Annotated in this window: 20 protein-coding genes and 1 pseudogene; 3 read left to right on the plus strand and 18 right to left on the minus strand. The window is 41.1% G+C overall.

Features of this window, described 5'->3' with window-relative positions; translation table 11 throughout:
• Positions 1-114 precede the first annotated feature (114 nt).
• Positions 115-720 (minus strand): DUF1349 domain-containing protein, encoded by a 606-nt coding sequence (locus DWW86_RS13065; protein ID WP_353652714.1) that lies wholly within the window; start codon positions 718-720, stop codon positions 115-117.
• Positions 710-1,921: an MFS transporter gene (locus DWW86_RS13070; protein WP_117943619.1), complete on the minus strand. Its 1,212-nt coding sequence runs from the start codon at positions 1,919-1,921 to the stop codon at positions 710-712. Before DWW86_RS13070 ends, DWW86_RS13065 begins: the two co-directional genes overlap by 11 nt.
• Positions 1,922-2,431: 510 nt before the next feature.
• On the opposite strand from DWW86_RS13070, the gene DWW86_RS13080 reads away from it, so the two are divergent.
• Entirely contained in the window at positions 2,432-3,334 is a 903-nt protein-coding gene (locus tag DWW86_RS13080) for an AraC family transcriptional regulator (protein WP_117943623.1), read from the plus strand.
• 214 nt (positions 3,335-3,548) lie between these two features.
• Here DWW86_RS13080 and DWW86_RS13085 read toward each other — a convergent pair whose 3' ends face one another.
• Positions 3,549-4,451 (minus strand): hypothetical protein, encoded by a 903-nt coding sequence (locus DWW86_RS13085; RefSeq protein ID WP_117943625.1) that lies wholly within the window; start codon positions 4,449-4,451, stop codon positions 3,549-3,551.
• 116 nt (positions 4,452-4,567) lie between these two features.
• On the opposite strand from DWW86_RS13085, the gene DWW86_RS17690 reads away from it, so the two are divergent.
• Complete coding sequence (locus DWW86_RS17690; RefSeq protein WP_117943627.1) at positions 4,568-4,930, plus strand: TfoX/Sxy family protein; 363 nt, start codon at positions 4,568-4,570, stop codon at positions 4,928-4,930.
• A gap of 175 nt (positions 4,931-5,105) precedes the next feature.
• Here DWW86_RS17690 and DWW86_RS13095 read toward each other — a convergent pair whose 3' ends face one another.
• The 11 genes and pseudogenes from DWW86_RS13095 to DWW86_RS13140 all read right to left on the minus strand — a co-directional run bounded on the left by DWW86_RS13095 (position 5,106) and on the right by DWW86_RS13140 (position 15,919).
• On the minus strand, positions 5,106-6,743 hold the full coding sequence (locus tag DWW86_RS13095) for a glycoside hydrolase family 13 protein (RefSeq protein ID WP_330607610.1): 1,638 nt from the start codon (positions 6,741-6,743) through the stop codon (positions 5,106-5,108).
• Positions 6,744-6,813: 70 nt separating this feature from the next.
• Positions 6,814-7,080: a helix-turn-helix transcriptional regulator gene (locus DWW86_RS17580; protein ID WP_330607609.1), complete on the minus strand. Its 267-nt coding sequence runs from the start codon at positions 7,078-7,080 to the stop codon at positions 6,814-6,816.
• Between the two features lie 416 nt (positions 7,081-7,496).
• Positions 7,497-8,819, minus strand: a complete 1,323-nt coding sequence (locus DWW86_RS13105) for an MATE family efflux transporter (protein ID WP_117943629.1) — start codon at positions 8,817-8,819, stop codon at positions 7,497-7,499.
• A gap of 189 nt (positions 8,820-9,008) precedes the next feature.
• A pseudogene (locus tag DWW86_RS13110) lies at positions 9,009-9,122 on the minus strand (helix-turn-helix transcriptional regulator); the annotation flags it as partial.
• 53 nt (positions 9,123-9,175) lie between these two features.
• Entirely contained in the window at positions 9,176-9,466 is a 291-nt protein-coding gene (locus DWW86_RS17585; RefSeq protein ID WP_353652715.1) for a hypothetical protein, read from the minus strand.
• A 216-nt stretch (positions 9,467-9,682) separates the two neighbouring features.
• On the minus strand, positions 9,683-10,051 hold the full coding sequence (locus DWW86_RS17590) for an alpha-amylase family protein (protein WP_330607607.1): 369 nt from the start codon (positions 10,049-10,051) through the stop codon (positions 9,683-9,685).
• Positions 10,038-10,661, minus strand: a complete 624-nt coding sequence (locus DWW86_RS13120; RefSeq protein ID WP_117943630.1) for a uridine kinase family protein — start codon at positions 10,659-10,661, stop codon at positions 10,038-10,040. The genes DWW86_RS17590 and DWW86_RS13120 overlap by 14 nt, the downstream gene beginning before the upstream one ends.
• 30 nt (positions 10,662-10,691) lie before the next feature.
• Entirely contained in the window at positions 10,692-12,884 is a 2,193-nt protein-coding gene (locus DWW86_RS13125; protein ID WP_117943631.1) for an alpha-galactosidase, read from the minus strand.
• Positions 12,885-12,906: 22 nt separating this feature from the next.
• Positions 12,907-13,749, minus strand: coding sequence for a carbohydrate ABC transporter permease (locus DWW86_RS13130; RefSeq protein ID WP_072521425.1), 843 nt, complete (start codon positions 13,747-13,749; stop codon positions 12,907-12,909).
• Complete coding sequence (locus DWW86_RS13135) at positions 13,746-14,609, minus strand: carbohydrate ABC transporter permease (RefSeq protein WP_502696647.1); 864 nt, start codon at positions 14,607-14,609, stop codon at positions 13,746-13,748. Before DWW86_RS13135 ends, DWW86_RS13130 begins: the two co-directional genes overlap by 4 nt.
• Positions 14,610-14,617: 8 nt before the next feature.
• Positions 14,618-15,919 (minus strand): ABC transporter substrate-binding protein, encoded by a 1,302-nt coding sequence (locus DWW86_RS13140; protein ID WP_117943633.1) that lies wholly within the window; start codon positions 15,917-15,919, stop codon positions 14,618-14,620.
• A gap of 169 nt (positions 15,920-16,088) precedes the next feature.
• Here DWW86_RS13140 and DWW86_RS13145 point away from each other — a divergent pair, with 169 nt between their 5' ends.
• Entirely contained in the window at positions 16,089-16,931 is an 843-nt protein-coding gene (locus DWW86_RS13145) for an AraC family transcriptional regulator (RefSeq protein WP_117943635.1), read from the plus strand.
• A 250-nt stretch (positions 16,932-17,181) separates the two neighbouring features.
• Here DWW86_RS13145 and DWW86_RS13150 read toward each other — a convergent pair whose 3' ends face one another.
• The 4 genes from DWW86_RS13150 to DWW86_RS13165 form a co-directional block, all read right to left on the minus strand.
• Positions 17,182-17,397, minus strand: a complete 216-nt coding sequence (locus DWW86_RS13150) for a hypothetical protein (protein WP_353652716.1) — start codon at positions 17,395-17,397, stop codon at positions 17,182-17,184.
• Between the two features lie 149 nt (positions 17,398-17,546).
• Positions 17,547-17,681, minus strand: coding sequence for a hypothetical protein (locus tag DWW86_RS13155; protein WP_286187729.1), 135 nt, complete (start codon positions 17,679-17,681; stop codon positions 17,547-17,549).
• Positions 17,682-17,793: 112 nt separating this feature from the next.
• Positions 17,794-20,238: an ABC transporter permease gene (locus DWW86_RS13160; protein ID WP_117943637.1), complete on the minus strand. Its 2,445-nt coding sequence runs from the start codon at positions 20,236-20,238 to the stop codon at positions 17,794-17,796.
• Entirely contained in the window at positions 20,235-20,909 is a 675-nt protein-coding gene (locus DWW86_RS13165; RefSeq protein ID WP_006426335.1) for an ABC transporter ATP-binding protein, read from the minus strand. The genes DWW86_RS13160 and DWW86_RS13165 overlap by 4 nt, the downstream gene beginning before the upstream one ends.
• Positions 20,910-20,931: the final 22 nt, after the last annotated feature.

Raw genomic sequence — 20,931 nt, forward strand, 5'->3', positions numbered from 1 at the left:
ACAGTCATAAAATATGCCCACTTGCAGAACCCATCATCAGTACTGCCTTTATCCCTGGATGAATTTCATATTTCTCTCCTGCCATCTGAAAGGATGAACCAGAGTAGCTATTTCTTAATCTGGTTGCTGCCCATCGTGTGCCAGCCACTGACATTTCGTCAGCTGCATATTCTTAAATATTGCTTTAAAGGATGACTCTTCCGGTGAGCAGGCATAAACTCCAAACCGAATTTGATTTCCACCTTCATGAAGATGACAGACACGCATCTGGGAAAACTTAATCCCATCTGCTGAACACTCTATACAATAATCATCTTCCCTTCTGCTTAAACGATACCACATTTTCTTTACATCTGCACGAATTTCTGTAGTTGCCCAATCTGAATAACCATGATTGGTTACCACACTTCCAAGATGTTGAAATTTTTTATTTTCATATTCGATAGAACCTTTTAACCAATTCTCACTATCCAGATAAAGTACAATTCCACACTGATCAAATCTCGTATGACTATCCACAAAATCGGTCTCAACTACAAAACTGAAATATTTTTCATTCGTTTCCATCTGCAGAACAGGCGCATTATCATTCCTAAAATGATAATACGTTCTCTGCCATAAATCTGTATGAGGTTCTGTGACAATCTCAATCTCATTTTCCGTAATTTTATATTCTTTCGGTTCACGAATCCATTTGAAATTCTTAATATCAATTTTCATCCATCATATCCCCCATAAACTTTATTGAAAAAAATTTTTGCCTTGCAAAAATAAAAAGCATGATTAATAAAATAACCGGGAACAAAAGTCCAACTCCCATACCTGCACGAATATTGTCTCCTGCACTTTGTGTAACACGTCCAACAATCCCCGGACCTATGCTTCCACCCAGATCCCCCGCCATAGCAAGCAAAGCAAACATAGCCGTTCCACCTGCCGGAAATCTTTCTGATGAAATACTGATTGTGCCGGGCCACATAATCCCAACAGAAAAGCCACAGATAATACATCCAATCAAACCTGATATCGGATTCGACGATACAGAAGCAAGCAGGTAGCATATCACGCATAAAATTCCAGATCCGATCATAAATTTCATCAGATCTATTTTATCACCATACTTTCCGAAAATTATACGACTGATTCCCATTGTAACAGCAAACATGCAGGGACCGGCCAGGTCGCCAACTGTCTTTGACAGCCCCAGAGCAGCCTCCGCATAAGCAGATGCCCATTGTGCCATAGCCAGTTCTGATGCACCGGAGCAGATCATTAAACATATGGAAATCCAGAAAAGAGGTTTTCGAAACAGTTCTTTTATTCCCATTCCTTCCCCCTCATCTACCAAATGCTCGATCGGACAGGTTGCAAAATTATAGATATTTATGGCCGGAACAAGTGCCCATAAGACAGCCAGCCATTTCCAGCTGTCCATGCCAAACACCGCAAAAAACAGTGTGGAAATCACAATCGTTCCCACTGCTCCCCAACAATAAAAAGAGTGAAGCAGACTCATCGTTGCCTCTTTGTTATCAAATGGGCACGCCTCCACTATCGGGCTGCAAAGTACTTCAATAAGACCACTTCCGACTGCATATACTATCACACTCAGGATAATTCCAACAAGCGGTTCCGGCAAAAGATCCGGCAAAAAAGCCAGACCAACCAATCCTGCTGCGGAACACACCTCAGAAATAACAATACAGATACGATACCCTATTTTGTCCACAAACTTAGCACAAAACAGGTCTACCAACAACTGTGTAAGGAAAAAGCAGGTAGAAATCAATGCGATTTTTCCAAGTGCAATCTGATAATCATTATGAAATTTTAAAAATAACAATGGGGCAAAATTAGCTGCAATTGCCTGTGTAATAAATCCCATATAACAGGCTCTTTTTGTTTTCTGATAATTTGACATGGTCATCACTCCTTTTGTTTTCTACAACATATTTTAATCACATTTCCATCCTCACACAGAAAGCATCCTTCATAATTTCCCGATATATAACGAGGCTCATAATTAACGGTAAATCCCGCTTCTATCAGATTGATCATTAATTTATTTACCTTCCTCTTATTGTCAACATACAGAGAAAGACTCTTTCCTGATATGGAATTTTCTATTTTCACCATTATTTTCATAAGATATTAGGAATCACCACTCCTTTTTTTCAGCTCTGATATTTTTTACTGTCCTTCTCTCAATAGACAAATTTTCATATACACGTTCCCCCCATCCCTGTAGGAGCAAATATTTCAATTTTATCCCCCTCCATCATTATTTCACTTTCATTTAACCATTTAAATATCATGTTCTTTCACCTCGTTTTTTATTGAATTATATAACATAATATTTTTGTTTTCATTGATTTATTTCCGAAATTTATTGTATAATATCGTAAAGTATGGTTCAAAGAAGGAAGTTTCTATGAATATAAATACAACCTATACTAAAATCATTACAGATGAAGATTTGATGGAAACAATTCAGCACGGAAGCAATCTCTATCCTTTCCAGTTTTATTATGAAGATCTGTCAGTTTTTGATTTCAACTGTGTCGAATGGCACTGGCATACAGAATTGGAGTTTATTTATATTGAATCCGGAACCGTTACTTTGTGGATTGGAGAAGACCAATTTAATTTAACCGAAGGAAATGGTATATTCATTAATACAAAGGTAATCCATCGCCTTTATTCTTCCTCAAAAGCCCTCATTCCCAATTTTGTATTTATGCCTTCTTTTATTGCCCCTTGCGACAGCCTGATTTATCAGAAATATATTCTGCCGATCATTTCTTACCCATTGCCATTTCTCATATTTCATAAAGAAGTATGCTGGCAAGCAAAGGTTTTATCTATCATGCGGCAAATTATTTCTGCACAGGATTCCGTTTCGTCCAAAGAACTCCTTACCAGTTCTCTCCTTCAGAATCTCTGGCTGGAAATATTTGAAAACACAGACATTTCATACCAGGAAGAGCACAAGGAGCATTCAACCGCTTCTCAAGCCCGGTTACAGCTCATGATGCAATTTATCCATCTAAATTACTCACGGAGTATCTCATTGGATGACATTGCAGAACAGGCAATGGTCAGTAAGAGTACCGCTTTGAATCTGTTTCGGAAATATTTACATATAACGCCGGTTAACTATCTCATTAACTACCGTTTAAAACAGGCCGGTCAGTTGCTTTCAAAAACTGAGAAAAAAGTCAGTCTCATTTCTTCTGAGACAGGATTTCATAACGTCGACTATTTTTGCAGATTATTCAAAAAACGCTACAAATTAACCCCAACGGAGTACCGGAAACAGAAGCACTTTCTGTAAACCTGTTTACCATATTTCCTGAAAAAAAGGCTGTATTTTATTATCCATAACCAGAAAAAGCGGGTGCACTGCACTCCACATTCATCGTGAAACGCAGCACGCCCGCCAAAATATATGTATTGATTTCCTTTTCTGTTTTTAGATATGCTGTAGGAAATTCTGACATCCATCCCTGTCTGTCATACAGGAATGGCTCCGGTGCAAAACCAGATTTCTATGTCGGAAATACAATCTGTGCATTTACACATGTCATAATCGTAACAATTACTGCATTAATGATTCCTCCAAGGTACGGATTTTTTGTTTTCCTGTAGATTGCCCTTGTAATAAACGGCGTGATAAACAACAATAGTAATGGCGGCACCATCCAGTCTGAAATCTGGTTATTTGTTCCATAAAAGCTATTTACTCCTGTAGCAAGAAAATATCCATACCCCAACGCTGCTAAGATGAATGGAGACAAAATATTCAGCAATGATAAAACCACAATATTTTTCTTCTCAGTCTTGCCAAATGATGTATTAAAATTCAGACAATTAATAAATACAGAAGCCGTTACATATGCCACCATGAACAACGGCAGAAGCTTCAATGATTCCAGCAGACGTCTGGCATTAAACGGACGTACTGCCCAGTACAGGATGCGAAAATCCGTATTAAAGAAAAACTTTACAACAAACAATAATGTTAAAGCAAGGCCCGTCACTGTCAGGGCTGTCGCCACTGTTTTTCCCAGATGAGCCGCAGAAATCTTTAAATCAATCGAATCCAGACTGATTCCATTCTTTTTGGCATAACATTGATACCAGACTACTGTCGTTAAAATTACAAACAGGGCATTCACGGTACCCCAAACTCCATAAAACAACGGCATGCCCTGCATAAAGAAACCATTCACCACTTTGTCTACTTTAAAGTGGAACAATATAAGAGCGCTGAGTAAGGGAAATACAGTATTTGCCAGCAGACAGCCTCCAAGCCACAGCTTTCCCTCTTTCTGGTCGCCCGCCTGACGCATGACTGCGTTTTCACCTGCACTGGCACCCGAAAACGGCTCGTACTGCACAAGCAGGAGTGCCATGCAGGCAAGGAACATGAAAAATCCTACAAACCCCATTAAATTTCCTACTGTTTTTAACGGATAAATATGCGCACCTGCCGTCAATAATGTGCTTTCAGTACCAAAAACAGGAAAGAAGCAATAAAGAAAAATGTAATATGATGAGGTAGAATATGGCTTCACATAAAGAGTATTTGAATTTTATATTAGAACAGATATCCGAACTGGAAGAAATAACATATAGAGCAATGATGAGGGAGTACATCATCTATTATCGTGGAAAAATTGTTGGTGGTATATATGATGACAGACTGCTTGTAAAGCCTGTTAAATCTGCCATTTCACTTATGCCAGACGCAAATTATGAATTACCTTATGAAGGTGCAAAAGAAATGCTGTTGGTTAATCTGAGTGGCATGTCATTATCAAAGGCTGCTACGGAAGCTGGGATACCAACCTATCACGAAACAGCAAAACGATTGATGGAAACTGCCCATTATCTTGGTGATAGTTTCTACCATGCCATCCTCGATTAAGTAATCGAGTAGGAGGGAGTGATTAGCTCCCGTCCTCTCACACCACCGTGCGTACCGTTCGGTACACGGCGGTTTCAATAGTTATTATCTTACACTTATAATAAGTTGAAATCCACATAATTTCACTATCACTTATGCTAGTAAATGAATTTTGATGCCAAAAAAGAAACTCAATCTATTTGCCAGTAAATGCAATTATCACCGCCTCATAAGGACGCAATATATTTCCTTCTCTGTCGTCCTCATAATTCCGGATCCAGACTTCCCCGGCTTTCCACTCATCAAGCAATGGGCAGCTAACTTCCTCATCCGTAAAGTTTGTACATACCAGCATCTTTGTATGCTCATCTGTTCTCGTATAGGCGAAAATTCTCTCATCTTCCGGCAGAAGAAGTTCAAATTTTCCATTCACGAATACTGGATTTTCTTTTCTTAAACGAATCAGCTTCTGATAATAGTAAAATACCGAATTTTCATCTTCCAGTGCCTCTTTGGCATTGATTCTGGTATAATTTGGATTCACGGCAAACCATGGTTCTCCTGTTGTGAATCCTCCGTTCTCATCCCCGCTCCACTGCATCGGAGTACGGGCATTATCACGGCTTCTTGCGTAGATAGACTGCATGATTTCTTCTGGCTGATATCCTTTTTCCAGACGCTCTTTGTACATATTCAATGTCTCAATATCTTCATATTCCTCAATGCTGTCAAACTGCACATTCGTCATTCCCAGCTCTTCTCCCTGGTAAATGTAAGGAGTTCCCTGCATTCCATGAAGCATTGTCGCCAGCATTGTTGCCGACTCTTTTCTGTATTTTCCGTCATTTCCCCAACGCGACACGATTCTAGGAAGATCATGGTTATTCATGAACAGACTGTTCCATCCTGTCTGATATAAAGTATTCTGCCACTTTGCAAGGCATTTTTTCAGCTTAACCAGATTCAATGGAATCGTATCCCATTTTTCTTTTCCTTCTTCCTGATCAAGCATAATGTGCTCAAACTGAAAAACCATAGAAAATTCACTGCCATCTGGATTACTATATTTCTTTGCAATTTCCGGTGTTGCTCCCCAGGCTTCTCCAACAGTGATCATATCCCCCTTCTGAAATGTTTCTCTGCTTAGTTCACGCAGAAATTCATGCAGCTTTGGTCCATTATTTGTGATCTTAAGATCTGGCTCTTTTGCAATCTGATCGATTACATCCAGACGAAATCCACCTGCTCCTTTTTCCATCCACCAGAGAATCATATCATAGAGCTCTCTTCTCACTTTCGGATTCTCCCAGTTCAGATCTGGCTGTTTCACTGAAAACTGATGAAAATAATACTGTCCCAGTTCTGGAACCCACTCCCATGCCGGTCCTCCGAACACAGAATTCATATCATTTGGGTAAATACCTTCTTCTCCGTCACGCCACACATAATAATCATGATACGGATTGTCTTTGCTTTTCTTTGCCTCCAAAAACCATCTGTGTTCATCTGAAGTATGATTCAGCACAAGATCCATCATAATTCGGATTCCGCGTTTCTTTGCCTCCGCAAATAACTGTTCCATATCTTCCATTGTTCCGAACATCGGCTCAATATCCTGATAATCTGAAATATCGTATCCATTGTCATCCTGTGGCGAACGATACACCGGTGAGAGCCAGATTGCATCTATTCCAAGTTTTTTCAAATAATCCAATCTGTTGATAATTCCTGGAATATCACCGATTCCATCTCCATCCGAATCTTGAAAGCTTTTCGGATAAATCTGATATACAACTGCATTTTTCCACCATTTATTCTTATTTCCCATACTCATTCTCGATATCTCTCCGGCAGATTTTCTGATTCTACCGGGATATCCTCTCCTTTCTAATCATATACCTGGCTTATTTTTTTCTATATTTTAACGGAGAAACTCCATATGTTTTTCTGAAGCTTCTGATAAAATAGCTTACATTCTGATATCCACTCTGCATTGCAATCTCTGTAACAGGAATATCCGTATCTTGTAACAGCTGTTTTGCATGCTCTAACCTTAAATGTGTTATATATTGCGAAAGGGTAATATGAAAATGTTCCTTAAAATATCGCGATATATATTTTTCCGAAAGATGAAACTGCTCACTAAATTCTTTTAATGATATCTTTTCCATAAAATTCTGCTGTATATATGAAATCATTTCTTTTTCTATCGTATTTCTCCCGCTTTTATCATTTTCGATTACAAAGCCCTTCTCCCACATTTCAAGAATAAACTGTAAAAGAATTATTTTTGTCTTTATCTGAGCAGTTATTTGGGGCTCAGTAATCCACTGTACCAGTCTGTGAACCCATGAAATGCAGATTACCCGGCGACACTACAAAAGCATCCCCGGGGGTTCCAACATAATTTTCTCCTGATATACTTACAGTCAAAAACCACTTTTTACATATATAATTTCCAGTTCATCATGCCAATGAACCGGTATCTGAAATGATCGTCCTTCATTTTTTATATGATATGTACTAAACGGATCATCCTTTGTACCATGTGGTTTATTTTCCTTTAATTCAAAGTACATACTCTCTCCTATACTTCTACAAGACCTTTACTCTTCCATTTTCCACTCTTCCATCTAAGTACCATTCCCACTGCTCTCGCACATTCGTCACCTGCCATAGCAATATATGCTCCTACAGCCAGAAGTCCCATGTGTATTCCAAGAAAATAGGTTCCGCCAACTGCAAACAAATACATAAATATCGCACCTAATATAACCGGAAAAAATGCGTCTCCGCTCGTTTTTAACGCCTGCCCATATACAAGGTTTGTTACCCTTCCAAGTTCAAGAAATATATCTACTATTAACAACTTTACCACAAGATTTATCATCTGTGTATCATCCGTAAATATATGCACGATAAAATGTCCGGCAAATGCAAAGGTCACGGAAAAGCATGTCGCTGTGATGATACCATATATCGCAGCTTTTCTCGTCCCCCTGTTACATTCCTCAAACTCTTTTGCTCCAATTCTCCAGCCGGTCATAATTGCATTTGCCTGAGCAAGGGCAGCTCCCACGCAATACGAGAAATTTGCAATCTGTATCGCATATGAACGCGCTGTAACATTCATTCCATCCACATCCATCTGATTCATAAAACGCACTATAAATGTCATTGCGATGTTGTAAAGTGCTGTTTCAAGCGCAGAAGGAAAACCAATCTTAACAATCTGTGCAAATATCTTTCTTGATGTAATTCGCTCAGGACTCTGCTTTGCTTTTATAAGTACAGCCCCCATGCCGGCTACAATAATAAGATTTACAACTCTCGAAATAACCGTGGCAACAGCAACTCCCATCACACCCCAGTTGAATGCAAATAAAAATACTGAATTAAGTATTATATTGAGAACATTTCCAACAACAGTTCCTATCAAAGAATGTTTTGTATATCCAAACACTCTCAAATAACTGGAGAAAATAGGAATCAGTGCATTTAAAAAACATGCGCCGCCAACAATTCTAAGATATATTTCAGCCGGCTCAAGCAAAGCCGGAGCAATACTTACGATTCTAAATATCCCACCAGAAAAAGTAGCAAGAACGACAGACATTACGATACCTATCAATGCGTTGAATATAAGTCCAAGTTGCCTTGCCTGATATGCTATCCCCGGTCTTCCAGCTCCGATATTTTGTGACATAACGGCTATCATACCCGATGATATTACTCCAAACATAATAATAAAAACACCTATATATGTATTTGCTGTTCCCACTGCTCCTACAGCCTGATCACTTACAGATGATAGCATAAGCGTATCAACCATACCTGAAAGCATATAAAATAAAGTTTCTAAGCATATTGGCACAGATAGCTGTGTTAATGTTTTTCTTTCCGCTGCCATAGTTTTTCTCCTCACATACAATTCAAGAATACCATATCAATAATACGATATATTTCTATGTAATTCTTGTATAATATCATGTGAAAATTGCACTATTTCTACTTTATCTTAAAGAGCACTGGGTGCGAGCTATATGGAATAAAAGAAAAAGACTACATTTTATATTCTGTTCAATCCATTTAGTCGGCGTCATAACAATTGATTACTCATGCTTACAAGGATTTGCAAATCAGGATAACTTTTTCCGTTTTCCCAATTTGAAACAGTTTGCCTGGTAACATGAAATAATTTACCAAACTCCTCTTGTGTTAATTGATTGTCTTTATTCTTTTAACACCAGTTCTTTTTCTTATTTTCTATGCAGTTTTCCAGTCTTCTACACTAAGGATTGCTTCATGTTCGCGTCCACCTGCATGGCAGTAGATACTCTCATATATATGTAATGTTGCAAATGCACTGTAGTACATGGCATTTACCTGATAATACAGATTCTTTTGTCCATGTAAATTTTTGACCATGCCTCCGCGGGATACAATCCGGTCAATTAACGACTGGATCTCCTCTTTTGGAAGCAGTCCCTTTAAATCCAGAAGCGGGATGCCGTCGTGACAGCCGAGCATGTTGACCGTGGAGATCTTCTTTTCCACAATCTCCTTCGCCCATGCCGCAAGGTGCGTTCCCCGCCGGTTCTCAATCGCATCAATGACCAGTCCCGGCAGGAAAAGTCATAGGTTGCATAGCCTTTTTCTGCAAGTGTCTCATATATTTTTTCATCATACGCTGCGTGGATCTCCGGCAAAAGCGTAAGTCCCAAAGGTTCTGCCAGCGCATGGATCTTCTGTAAAAGTTCCCACGTTTCCGGATCATTGAGAAAGTTTTTTCCCCGGTGTCTTCGGCGCATAGGCAAAAGCATCCAGCCGCACAATCGCCGCGCCGTAAGAGGCTATTTTTTCCAGTGTTTCACGATAAAACTCCCACACTTTTGGTGACTGGATGTTTACATCCATCTGTCTGAGATACTGTCTGCCATGCCCTTCCCAGAAATGGTTCCAATCGATGAAACAATCGCGGTATGCAGAAGCCTCCCCTTTTTCCACAAGATCCCGAAACTGTGGGGACTGTGCGGAAGCATGGTTTAAAATAAAATCGAGTTTCAGATTGATTCCCATATTCTTTAACTGGTCAAGGTCTTCCCGGTCGGCAAGCTGCTCATTCAGGTCATAGTCGATCACGGAAAATCCCCGGTCGAGATCGGAATGGTACAGGCTCGGCAGAATGTAAAAAGAAGAAAATACATCCTGCATTTTTGCGCTGCACTTCGAGTTTTTCCTGTTCCAGTTCCACCACACGGCAGATAAACGGACTTGCGGCATTCTCGTCGCGGTTTCTGCGGATGCGCCGCTCCTTTGTCTCCTCCGGGGAACTTTCCAGAAAGACGGATAGATCCACACCATGTAAATCGTCACTGCCTCCGTGCGTCCACTCCAGAAGCAATACAGATATTCCGGAAAAATCGGTTTCTTCCGATGAAATCTCGCCATCTTTCCGTTCCAAATGCCGCAACGTGATCGTATCTTTTCCCTCATGAAATGCCGCAAGCACTTCATTGATCCGGGCGAAATCAATCTCTTTCTTTGTTCCGAGATATCCTCGCAGTCCGTCTTCCCCGGCTTCTTTATACACACGCAGCTGTTCTTCATCGTTGCGTTTTGGGATCCGGTGTGGATAATCATCGTCCGAGAGCAGGTAACAGCCCCTGCCGTCATTAAAAAAATACTGCTGCAATGCCGTGGCAAGTGTTGTTTTTCCGGAACCGGAGCCACCGTAAATGCTGATGACCATGCGATTTTTGGTATTCCTCTCACACCATTTCTATACTTTTTCGTATAATGCTCCAGCCTCTTTCAGCTCTGTAAAAACAAACTGATACGCCTCATATTCTCTGGTAAACGGCGGAAGCGGAATTCCCGCATGCATCAGTGCTGCACCGGAATACTGTCTACCGCTCTGTTCTTCCAGATACACGGCATCCGGTTTTAACCCACGCAGGCGGACATAAACGGCTGCCTGATTTGCCTCTACCCTAAGACGCACTGCGCTGACTAATGCATGATCCTGTTCCTCTGACACCGTCATCCATGCCGCAATTTCATCCATAAACGGATCGGACAGCCGCCAGTAGGTTCCCTCGTTAATGAGCGTTTCATACTTCTTGTATGTTTTAATCTGTTCCCGGATCTGCTGTTTTTCCTCATCGGATAAAAGCGCCGGGTTTAATTCGTAACCGAAGGTTCCAGCCATCGCCGTCACCCCTCGGGTGTGGAAACTTGTCACCCGTCCGGTCTGGTGGTTCGGCACCGCTGAAACGTGCGCCCCCATTACGGAAACCGGATAGAAAAACGACGTTCCGTACTGGATCCTTGTGCGGTTGATTGCATCGGTATTATCACTACACCAGATCTGTGGGGAATAATAAAGCATTCCTGCGTCAAATCTGCCGCCGCCACCGCTGCATCCCTCAAGCAGAAGATCCGGATACCGGCTGCACAGGCGCTCCATAAAATTATAAACACCAAGCACGTAATCATAGGAAAGATTTCCGGCATAGACATCTGCCATACTGCGGTTCATATCCCACTTGACATAATCAATTTTTCCCTGATCCAGCACGGCACAAATCTGATCAAATACACAGTCGCGCACTTCTTTTCTGGAAAAATCAAGCAGTAACTGGTTTCTCGAGCGCACCGGCTTTTTCCCCGGAATCTGAATTGCCCAGTCCGGATGTGCCCGGTAAAGGTCGCTGTCTTCATTGACCATCTCCGGCTCAATCCAAATGCCAAATTTCACCCCCTGATTATGCACACGGGTAATAAGCTCTGCCAGGCTTCCCCCCAGTTTCTTTTCATTGACCTGCCAATCCCCTAGGGAAGAATTATCATCGTTTCTTTTCCCAAACCAGCCGTCATCCATCACTACCATATCAATTCCAAGGGAAGCAGCTTCTTTTGCCAGATCCACGATCGTATCTCCCGTAAAATCGAAATATGCTGCCTCCCAGCTGTTGATCAGCACCGGGCGCTGCATATGGACATATTTGCTGCGGCACACATGGTTGCGGATGCAGTTATGATATTGCTGCGACAGTGCAGACAATCCGTCTGCCGAATAAGACAAAATGACTTCCGGTACCGTAAAGGTTTCTCCTTTCGCAAGCGGATAGGAAAACAGTTCTTCATTTAAACCGAGAAGCAGGCGCGTCTGGTTGAACTGATCTTTTTCTGCCTCACAGGAGAAATTTCCGCTGTATACAAACAGCATTCCATAGCAGATGCCTGCGGTCTCTGTTGTTCCTTTTTCTGCCAAAATCACTGCCGGATTATACTGATGGCTGGACGTTCCCCTGCGGCTGCCAAACGCAATGGTTCCATGCCCCAGCGACGTACGCTCCAGATTGCGCTCCATGGCATGCTTTCCATAAAACCGCAGGACATCAAAATCTCCCTGTACAAAATCCAGACAGGCTGCCGCTGCCTTTTCGATCGTAATCTGCCCAGTTCCCGTATTTTTAATCTGGACGCTCCTTGTAATGACATCGTTTTCTTCCAAAACACCATACAGCAGATGAACTTCAACCTGTGCGTTTTCGTCTGCAAGGACAATTTCCAGTGTCTGTGCTTCCTCTTTGTCTGCCCAGACAGCCGGAAGTCCCTGTAACTGGTACTTGCCGCTTCGGATCTCATAACTTTTAAAAAGCAGATCTGCGCTTTCCACCCCTTTTTCATTTTTGATATTCAGCGCAATATTGCGGTAATCCCCAGTTCCAATGGAAGGATACTCCTGTGGCAGCGCATCCAGCGAATAGGTGCGGTCCATGCCCGCTGCATAAGGATTTCCGGAAAATCCACGGTCTGCATAGGTTAAAACATAATCCATGGGGCTGTTTGTTTTATCTCCATAGTACAGATGCAGCAGATATCCCAGTGGATCGACCTGCATCTGATAAGTTGTATGCGCTGTATGCAGGGTAAAGATTTTTTTATTTGGATGATATATAATTGCCATAGAAGCCACCTCGTTTTATTTTTTATCCTTTGACTGCGCCGTTTGCCACACCATTCAAAATCTGTTTCTGACAGATCATATAAAAGATCATGATCGGGATCAGTGCCAGAATATAGGAGGCAAACGCCAGATTGTAATTGGTTCCAAACTGTGTCTGGAAGTTAAGCTGTGCAAGCGGCAGCGTATTCTGTCCGGTTCCGGACATGATCACAAGCGGTGTCATAACATCGTTCCATGTTCCAAGGGCTGTCAGAATCGCAACCGTCGCATGCATCGGTTTCATCATCGGGAATACCACTCTCCAGTAAGTCGTCCAGGTACTTGCCCCATCAATATCTGCTGCTTCTTCGAGTGCTTCCGGAATATTTTTTAAATATCCACTGTAAAGCAGGACATTCATTGGCATGTAAAATACCAGATACAACACGATGACACCGGCACGGTTTCCAAGTCCCATGTGTGCCGTCTGTTTTACCAGAGGCATCATTAAGATGGAAAATGGAACAAACATACCACTGACAATATACAGATAGATAAAACGGAAACTTTTTCTTCTTGCCATGCCCCGCCCGATCACATAGCCTGCAATCGAGTGGATCAGAATTGCCAGTACGATCGTTACCAGAGTGATCAGTAAACTGTTTCCAAGAGAACGCCAGAAATCGGTCACTTCCATTGCCTGACGGAAGTTTTCAAAACTCCATTGTTTCGGGAAAGAAAGTGCACCCGCCACATCGTTTGTCATCTCACTCGGTTTCTTAAATGCAATAATCACTGCCATATACAGTGGGAAAAATACAGTTAATGTCCCCAGAATCAGAACAATTGTAAGTACTAAGTTTGTTTTCTGCTTTTTTTTCATCATAACTGCTCCTCCTTCTTATTCATAACTGTCATCTGGAAAAGTGAAATCGCCACGATCACAATAAAGAATATAACTGCATTTGCACTCTGGAATCCAAACTGTCCGCCATCCATACCGTTTTTATATATCAGATAAGAAATGGATTCCGTGCTCTGTGCCGGACCTCCCTTGGTCAATGACATAATCTGATCGAATACCATGAGGAAATTCTTTGTGCTCAGCACCAGATTGATCGTTACAAACGGCATAACCAGTGGAAAGGTTACTTTCCAGAACTGTTTCCATTTACTTGCTCCATCAAGCATACTCGCCTCGTAAACTTCCTCCGGGACGGTCTGCAGACCTGAAATATAAATAATGGTATTCATGGCAACTGCCTGCCATACACCAACAATCAGCACACCAATCCATGCGTATTTTTCACTTGCAAGAATACTGTTCTGTAAAAATCCAATATGGAACACATTTCCCACAGTTGGAAGAATATAAGTAAAAATAAAACTAAAAATATAACCGATGACAAGTCCTCCTAAAATATTCGGCACAAAATAAATACCGCGCAGTGCACTTTTAAAACGGATTGCACTGTTTAATCCAACGGCCATGATCAGACTTAGCACATTTACCAGTATCGTTCCTGCCAGTGCATATTTAAACGTAAACAAATAGCTTTTTCCCACGCGGGAATCCGTAAACAGATCTGCATAGTTCCGGAACCCGACATAATCGTAAGTTCCGTATCCTTTATAATTGGTAAAACTATAAATCACACCTTTGATCATTGGAAGTGTATTGAATGCAAAAAATAAGATTACAACCGGTATGATAACCGCCCAGAATGTTTTGTCCCTGTTTGACATTTTCTTTTTCATTGTGCATCCTCCTGTTCTTTCTGATAATCCTGTACTTTCCGAATCAGATCCCGGTTATAGCGCTTCCAGTCGGAATCAAATTTTTTCAAAAACTTTTCCTGTGCATTATCGCTTGTATCCAGCAGGAACGTCTGGATCATGGCATCCACACTCATCTCACTCGGATAATGGTGATCCTGATAATCTGCCATGCGGTTGTTTTCAATGTAAGGACGCATATCCTTGAGTGTTTCCGGAATTGCAAAATCCCCGTCTTTGCAGGCAATTCCGCCCTGATCATCCAGATAAATCTGAATGGTCTCATCGTCATACAGATATTTTAAAACTTCATATGCAGCCTCTTTATTTTTGCATGCTTTCATTACGGAAAACTGCAGATCAATTCCTGAATTTAATACATTGTCTGATTCGTTATCATTTGCAGGAAATGTAAAAGAGCCGATATTCATGTCCGGGTTGACCGATTTAATCTGCGGAATTGCATAGCTTCCGATCGGATACATGGCAGCTTCCCCACGGGCAAATGCTGTACAGGCATCGTTATAACCGTATGCATACGGATTTTTTTCGGCGTAATCCAAAAGCGCACGCATCTTTTCTGCTACCGGTCCATACGTATCGGAAAATGTGGTATTTCCCATATTTACCTGATTGCAGGTGTCCGAATCGGTAAGTCCGACCGCCAGCGCATTCCACGGAGCCAGACAGGTCCAGGTATCTTTAAATCCCAGATACAGCGGAAGTGTTCCGCTCTGTTTTATTTCATCACACAGTGTGGTAAATTCCTGCCAGGTGGTCGAAACTTTCCAGCCATTTTCCTCAAACAGATCTTTGTTATATAAAATTCCTGCCGCGTTTGCCACATATGGAAGTGCATACGTGCCATCCTTTGGAATAAACTCCAGTTCCTTATCCATATCCAGATATGCCTGTTTTACGGTCTGGACTTCATCCAGATCGGAAATATCATCAAACAGATCTGCATCTAAAAAGTTGGAATAGTTGATGTCTCCTCCGATTGCGATGATATCTGGATAATCCTCCCGGATAAAACGTGTTTTTAAAATGGTCATTGCTTCATTTGGAGATGAAATCGTCAAATGAATATCATCATGTGTTTCATTGAACCGCTTTTCAATTTTTTCAAATGCCTTAACTGCTTCTGGTTTGTAGGAAACCACTTCAATCTCCGTTTTTCCATCCGCCCTTTTTTCGCTTCCGCATCCAGCAAGTCCTGTCATACACATACCAAGTGCAAGCACAGCCGCAAGACCACGGAAAATATTCCTTTTTGCCATATTCCTCTCTCCTTTTCTTAAATATATACGCCTGCCTTTTTGATAATCTAATTATAACATACCTTTATGCGTCCTTAAATACCCATATTTTTTTAATTTTATACCTAAATGCAATATTTTGTGCTATAATAGATACTAATATCGCATTTTGGTATATAAGGAGTGTTTTATGAGTAATACATTTTTTAATATTTTTCCAAATGAAAATTTTATTGATCTGTGCATGTATCAGTTTGGATACGAACAGTGTGATCCCGGTCATTCTTTCGGACCTGCAACACGCAACCACTACCTGTTTCACTACATTCTTTCCGGAACCGGAACACTCATGGCAGACAATTCCAAAGGAGAAACACGGACCTATTCTGTAAAAAGCGGACAGGGGTTTATGATTTTCCCGGGGCAGATCAATACTTACATTGCCGATGAACAGCTTCCATGGGAATATATGTGGATCGAATTTGACGGCTTACGTGTAAAAGAGGCTTTAAGTGTCACAGATTTGTGCAAAGACGCGCCCGTTTATCATTCCCATTCCAAAGAATTACGGGAAAAACTTGCCGATGAAATGCTTTATATCGTCAATCATCCGCAGGAATCCTCCTTCCATCTGATCGGGCATCTGTATCTGTTTTTGGATTATCTGCTGCAGTCGGCAAAGTCAGCAACGCTGATCTCCAGTGGGCGCATGAGTGATTATTATATAAAAGAAGCGATCAATTATATGGAACAGAATTTTCAGAATAATATCTCGATCGAAGATATCGCTGCGGTATGTGGCATCAACCGGAGTTATTTCGGAAAAATCTTCCGCAACTCTATTGGCCGCTCTCCGCAGGAATTTCTTATGAACTACCGCATGGTAAAGGCTACCGAATTGTTAAAGCTGACATCCTTATCTATTGCGGACATCGGTTCCGCTGTCGGATACGAAAATCAGCTTCATTTTTCCCGTGCATTTAAAAATATTTATGGTGTCTCCCCACGGGAATGGAGAAATCAGAACAAGTAACAATAGATAAGATAGATATCATTCCTATCAGTCTTAATATCTCTCAGTATCATTACCTTGTCCATTGAACACTTCCATATCAGCAAAAAGGACATCCCCTGACCTGTAAAATCTACAGTTCTGGAATGTCCTTTTTACCCATACTTCACCATATTTTTAACACATGATGCTGTTTATCCACAACCTATATGATTCCAAAATGCCTAAACGCCTGCATAATTGCATATTCCTTTTCTGGTGTACACTTAGGCTACCTTGCATTCTCTGATTTAGCTAGATTAAAGTTCTCACCGACATCCAATCCACACTTCTTCTTAATCTGTGCGATATACAGTGATGAAACCTTAAGTCCCGTCTGCTCCAGTACATATGCCTTTATCTGCTCATATGTCGCTTTTCCTTTAAATTCAGATAAATCCATATCCTCCTGAGAGAAGTCCACCTTCACTTTTCTGCTGTCGACCATTCTCCGTTCCACTTCGGTCCGCGCTGAACAAAGGTCCACCGGACCTTTAGCGCCCTTGGAAAGTAAGAACAACCGTCTCACAGAACATATTTTATCGCAAAGCTTTTAAAAATGGAATAAATTTTACCAAACGACAGTTTTCAAAAAACTTATCTGTCAAAAATTAATTTCTCCCACGGTTCATATCCTGTCATGTAGCCGAATTCTTCCTCATTTCTGAATCCTTCAAGAAGTTTTTCTTTTACACCATCTAATATAGCTTCATCAATATCTCTGAACTTCATATGCTTATATAAACCGGACTTTCTAAAATACTGTTTAGATTTATCATACATACAAAATGGAAGTTATCTATTTCTCCTCTTCGTTAAGACCTAGTTCATTACATATTACTTGCTATCCCTGATACCTTATTCTTTCTACCAGCGTTTCCTTTTTCAGATTACTGCTTAAAACGCAGGAAAGCACAATCTGCAAAAGACCGACCAGCAAAATCATAGCAAGAATTGGTGTAATCGGAACATGATAGACATTCATTCCAAATATTCCATTATGTTTTGCATAGGAAAAAAGTGCATAGCCGAGCGGCAGACCAATGATCAAAGCTACGCATATGGTGCCAACCGTAAAAATCAGTCCCTGTAACTGCAGGCATAAATTTAATTGTTTATTTGTCATACCCACAGCCTGCAATACACCATATTCCTGCTTTTTTGTCGTAATATTCATAATCATGGTGTTTGCCATATTCATAAAACCGATGAGTCCTACAACCGCCATAAACAGATAACAGCCAAGCTTCATCATGCGGGCTGCGACTTCTGCATATTGTAACTGCGCATGATAGGTATCCATTTTTATATGCGAAGTATTAGAAATCAAAGTATTCAGACTTTGTTCTACAGATGCCACATCTTTTTTATCACAGTCCACCCACAGATAGCCATAGGCTGTTCCTCTCGGATTCATGGAACGGTATACACCTTCCGGAATGACAAGATAAGTGTCCGCACTTGCAAAGGATCCTGCAATCTTTCCCTGATAGGTATAGGTTCCACTTCCATTCTCAAAGTCAAATGCAATGGATTCACCCGGAGCATATCCATCTTGTTCCATCCACGTTGACCAGCCAAAGAAAATTTCACCATTCTTTACCGCCTGATCATAGTCCATAGAGCCAATATCCCCGTCCTGGCGCATAAAATCAAAATCCTTTTTACTCACAATAGCAGCCGGAAATCTTGTTCCGTTCAGATTTACAGAGACAATCTCTCTCGTCATGACATCTGTCACGCCCGGAATGCTTTTGATTTCTTCAATCAGCGAATCATTCAATGGATTATCCGTCAGAATCGTATCCAGATTATTCTCCGGATATCTTTCATCGTACTCAGCAGAATAGTCAAGCTGCAGTTCAAATTGTCCATGATTAACGGAAAGACGTGCTTCATGCTCCGTATCAATATTTCCTACATAATTAGAGATAATCACAAACAATGCGCAGGAAAGCCCCAGTGTGAGGATGGTACCAATGGTTCTTTTTAGATTACCCGTTATATTTGCCATTGCCATAGAAAACACGGTGACATTTTTTCTGCCATTTCGTTTTCCTTTTTTGTGTGTTTCTGCATTTTCTAAATACCGTGTTGCTTCGATAGGTGAAATCCGTGAAACAATTTTCATTGGTTTGCGCAGTGCCAAAGCAACGGTAAGAAATGATACGAAAATACAGAGAAGTATAACAGGCAGGGAAAACAGTGGCACCTGCTGATTTTGGACTCCCATAGAGCCAGTTTGGGTTGATACAAGGTTTCCCTGTTCTACCAGCCAGTTAAAACCGCATTTTGCAATCAGAAAACCAAGAAGCAACCCAACCGGTATGGAAGAAATTGTCAAAAACATACCCTCTCTGAAGATCAGTTGTTTCATCTGCTTTTTTGTCGCTCCCAGAGCCTTGATTTTTCCATACTCCTGTATCTTGTTGACAATACCGACCTGAAAAATATTATAAATGACCACAACAGAGAAAAGTACAATTGCAAGAATCAGAATTCCACATACCGCAATCGTTTCATAACTCGGCTGCAAGATCCATTGCAAATAGAGATCATTGACTATAACGTTTTTTTCTTCGATTCCACAAGATGCTGCAATCTGCTTTATAACCGGTTCAATATTATTCATAGATACATTTGCAGAATCGTTTAACGTAAAATAGATATTATACTGTCTGTCATTCTCTGCGACGTGCTCATCATAAAACTCCTGTGACCCGAAAGCAACATAAGATGCCTCGATGGTATACTCATCCCGGTCATATAGGATTCCGCTGACAACAAATTCTTCCGGCTTATATTCTGACTGCATCCCTGCGCGGTAATCCAGTGTAACCGTATCTCCGACCTTTACATCACCATACCCCATTGCACGAAAAAATGCTCTTCCTGCGGCAATTTCCTGCATTTTTTCCGGATACTTTCCTTCCTTCAACTCATATTCTTTATTATAGGGAAGCATTTTTCTTGCAGTCTCATCCATGCAGACAAACCCGCCTTTTTCATTGCCTTTTATGATACCTTCTGTACACATAATTCCTATTGCATCTATTTCTGCACGGCGGCTTACTTCCTTTAACTGCGAGGCATCTGCTGAGACAAACAGACCATAATTGCTTCCATATGAACCTGCCGCCTGACTTTTCTGTAAACGGATCATTCCATTTCCCACAGTACTGATAATCACAAGCAGCATCGTGGTCAGACATATGGACATCATAATCAGTATACTTCTTGTCTTGTTCTTTTTGTCATTGCTATATGCAATCCTGCTTATTGTCTTCATCTGAAATCCACCACCTGTCCGTCCTCAATCACCAGAATACGGTCAGCGACCTGTGCAATTTCGTCATCATGGGTAATCATTACAATTGTCTGTCCATATTTTTTTGCTGTCATCTTAAGCAGGGCGATTACCTCATCACTGGTCTTAGAATCAAGATTTCCTGTCGGCTCATCTGCAAATATAATTTCCGGACGATTCACCAGTGCTCTTGCAATTGCTACTCTCTGCTGCTGTCCTCCAGATAACTGATTTGGGAGATTATAAATCCGGTTTTCAATCCCCAGAGTTGCAATAATATCATTTACATACGCTTCATCCACTTTTCTTCCATCCAGCCCCAGTGGCAGTACAATATTTTCCCAGACATTAACAGATGAAACCAGATTAAATGCCTGAAAAACAAATCCGATTTTTCTTCTGCGGAAAACAGCAAGGGCATCTTCCTTCATCCTGTATAAATCTTTCCCTGCTAAAGTAACACTGCCTTTTGTCGGGGTGTCTAGCCCTCCAAGCATATGAAGTAATGTACTTTTACCGGAACCTGACTTTCCAACAATTGCGACAAATTCTCCCTGCTCAATCTGAATGTCCACCTGATTGACCGCTTTGACCTGATTCTCACCTGCGCCATAAAACTTACAAAGCTGCTTGGTTTCTAATATCACACTCATGTGTTGCCTCCTTTTCATCCTA

Origin of the sequence: Ruminococcus sp. AF17-22AC (assembly GCF_003460065.1) — a bacterium.
Classification (GTDB): domain Bacteria; phylum Bacillota; class Clostridia; order Lachnospirales; family Lachnospiraceae; genus Blautia_A.

Coding starts and splice junctions, on each gene's coding strand:
- DWW86_RS13165 (WP_006426335.1), bottom strand. CDS start 20,909: ATGAGTGTGATATTAGAAACCAAGCAGCTTTGTAAGTTTTATGGCGCA.
- DWW86_RS13155 (WP_286187729.1), bottom strand. CDS start 17,681: ATGAAGTTCAGAGATATTGATGAAGCTATATTAGATGGTGTAAAAGAA.
- DWW86_RS13080 (WP_117943623.1), top strand. CDS start 2,432: ATGAATATAAATACAACCTATACTAAAATCATTACAGATGAAGATTTG.
- DWW86_RS13160 (WP_117943637.1), bottom strand. CDS start 20,238: ATGAAGACAATAAGCAGGATTGCATATAGCAATGACAAAAAGAACAAG.
- DWW86_RS13095 (WP_330607610.1), bottom strand. CDS start 6,743: ATGAGTATGGGAAATAAGAATAAATGGTGGAAAAATGCAGTTGTATAT.
- DWW86_RS13120 (WP_117943630.1), bottom strand. CDS start 10,661: ATGGTCATCAGCATTTACGGTGGCTCCGGTTCCGGAAAAACAACACTT.
- DWW86_RS13125 (WP_117943631.1), bottom strand. CDS start 12,884: ATGGCAATTATATATCATCCAAATAAAAAAATCTTTACCCTGCATACA.
- DWW86_RS13135 (WP_502696647.1), bottom strand. CDS start 14,609: ATGTCAAACAGGGACAAAACATTCTGGGCGGTTATCATACCGGTTGTA.
- DWW86_RS17690 (WP_117943627.1), top strand. CDS start 4,568: ATGGCTTCACATAAAGAGTATTTGAATTTTATATTAGAACAGATATCC.
- DWW86_RS17580 (WP_330607609.1), bottom strand. CDS start 7,080: ATGGAAAAGATATCATTAAAAGAATTTAGTGAGCAGTTTCATCTTTCG.
- DWW86_RS13130 (WP_072521425.1), bottom strand. CDS start 13,749: ATGATGAAAAAAAAGCAGAAAACAAACTTAGTACTTACAATTGTTCTG.
- DWW86_RS13070 (WP_117943619.1), bottom strand. CDS start 1,921: ATGTCAAATTATCAGAAAACAAAAAGAGCCTGTTATATGGGATTTATT.
- DWW86_RS13145 (WP_117943635.1), top strand. CDS start 16,089: ATGAGTAATACATTTTTTAATATTTTTCCAAATGAAAATTTTATTGAT.
- DWW86_RS13085 (WP_117943625.1), bottom strand. CDS start 4,451: ATGGGGTTTGTAGGATTTTTCATGTTCCTTGCCTGCATGGCACTCCTG.
- DWW86_RS13065 (WP_353652714.1), bottom strand. CDS start 720: ATGAAAATTGATATTAAGAATTTCAAATGGATTCGTGAACCGAAAGAA.
- DWW86_RS13140 (WP_117943633.1), bottom strand. CDS start 15,919: ATGGCAAAAAGGAATATTTTCCGTGGTCTTGCGGCTGTGCTTGCACTT.
- DWW86_RS13150 (WP_353652716.1), bottom strand. CDS start 17,397: ATGGTCGACAGCAGAAAAGTGAAGGTGGACTTCTCTCAGGAGGATATG.
- DWW86_RS13105 (WP_117943629.1), bottom strand. CDS start 8,819: ATGGCAGCGGAAAGAAAAACATTAACACAGCTATCTGTGCCAATATGC.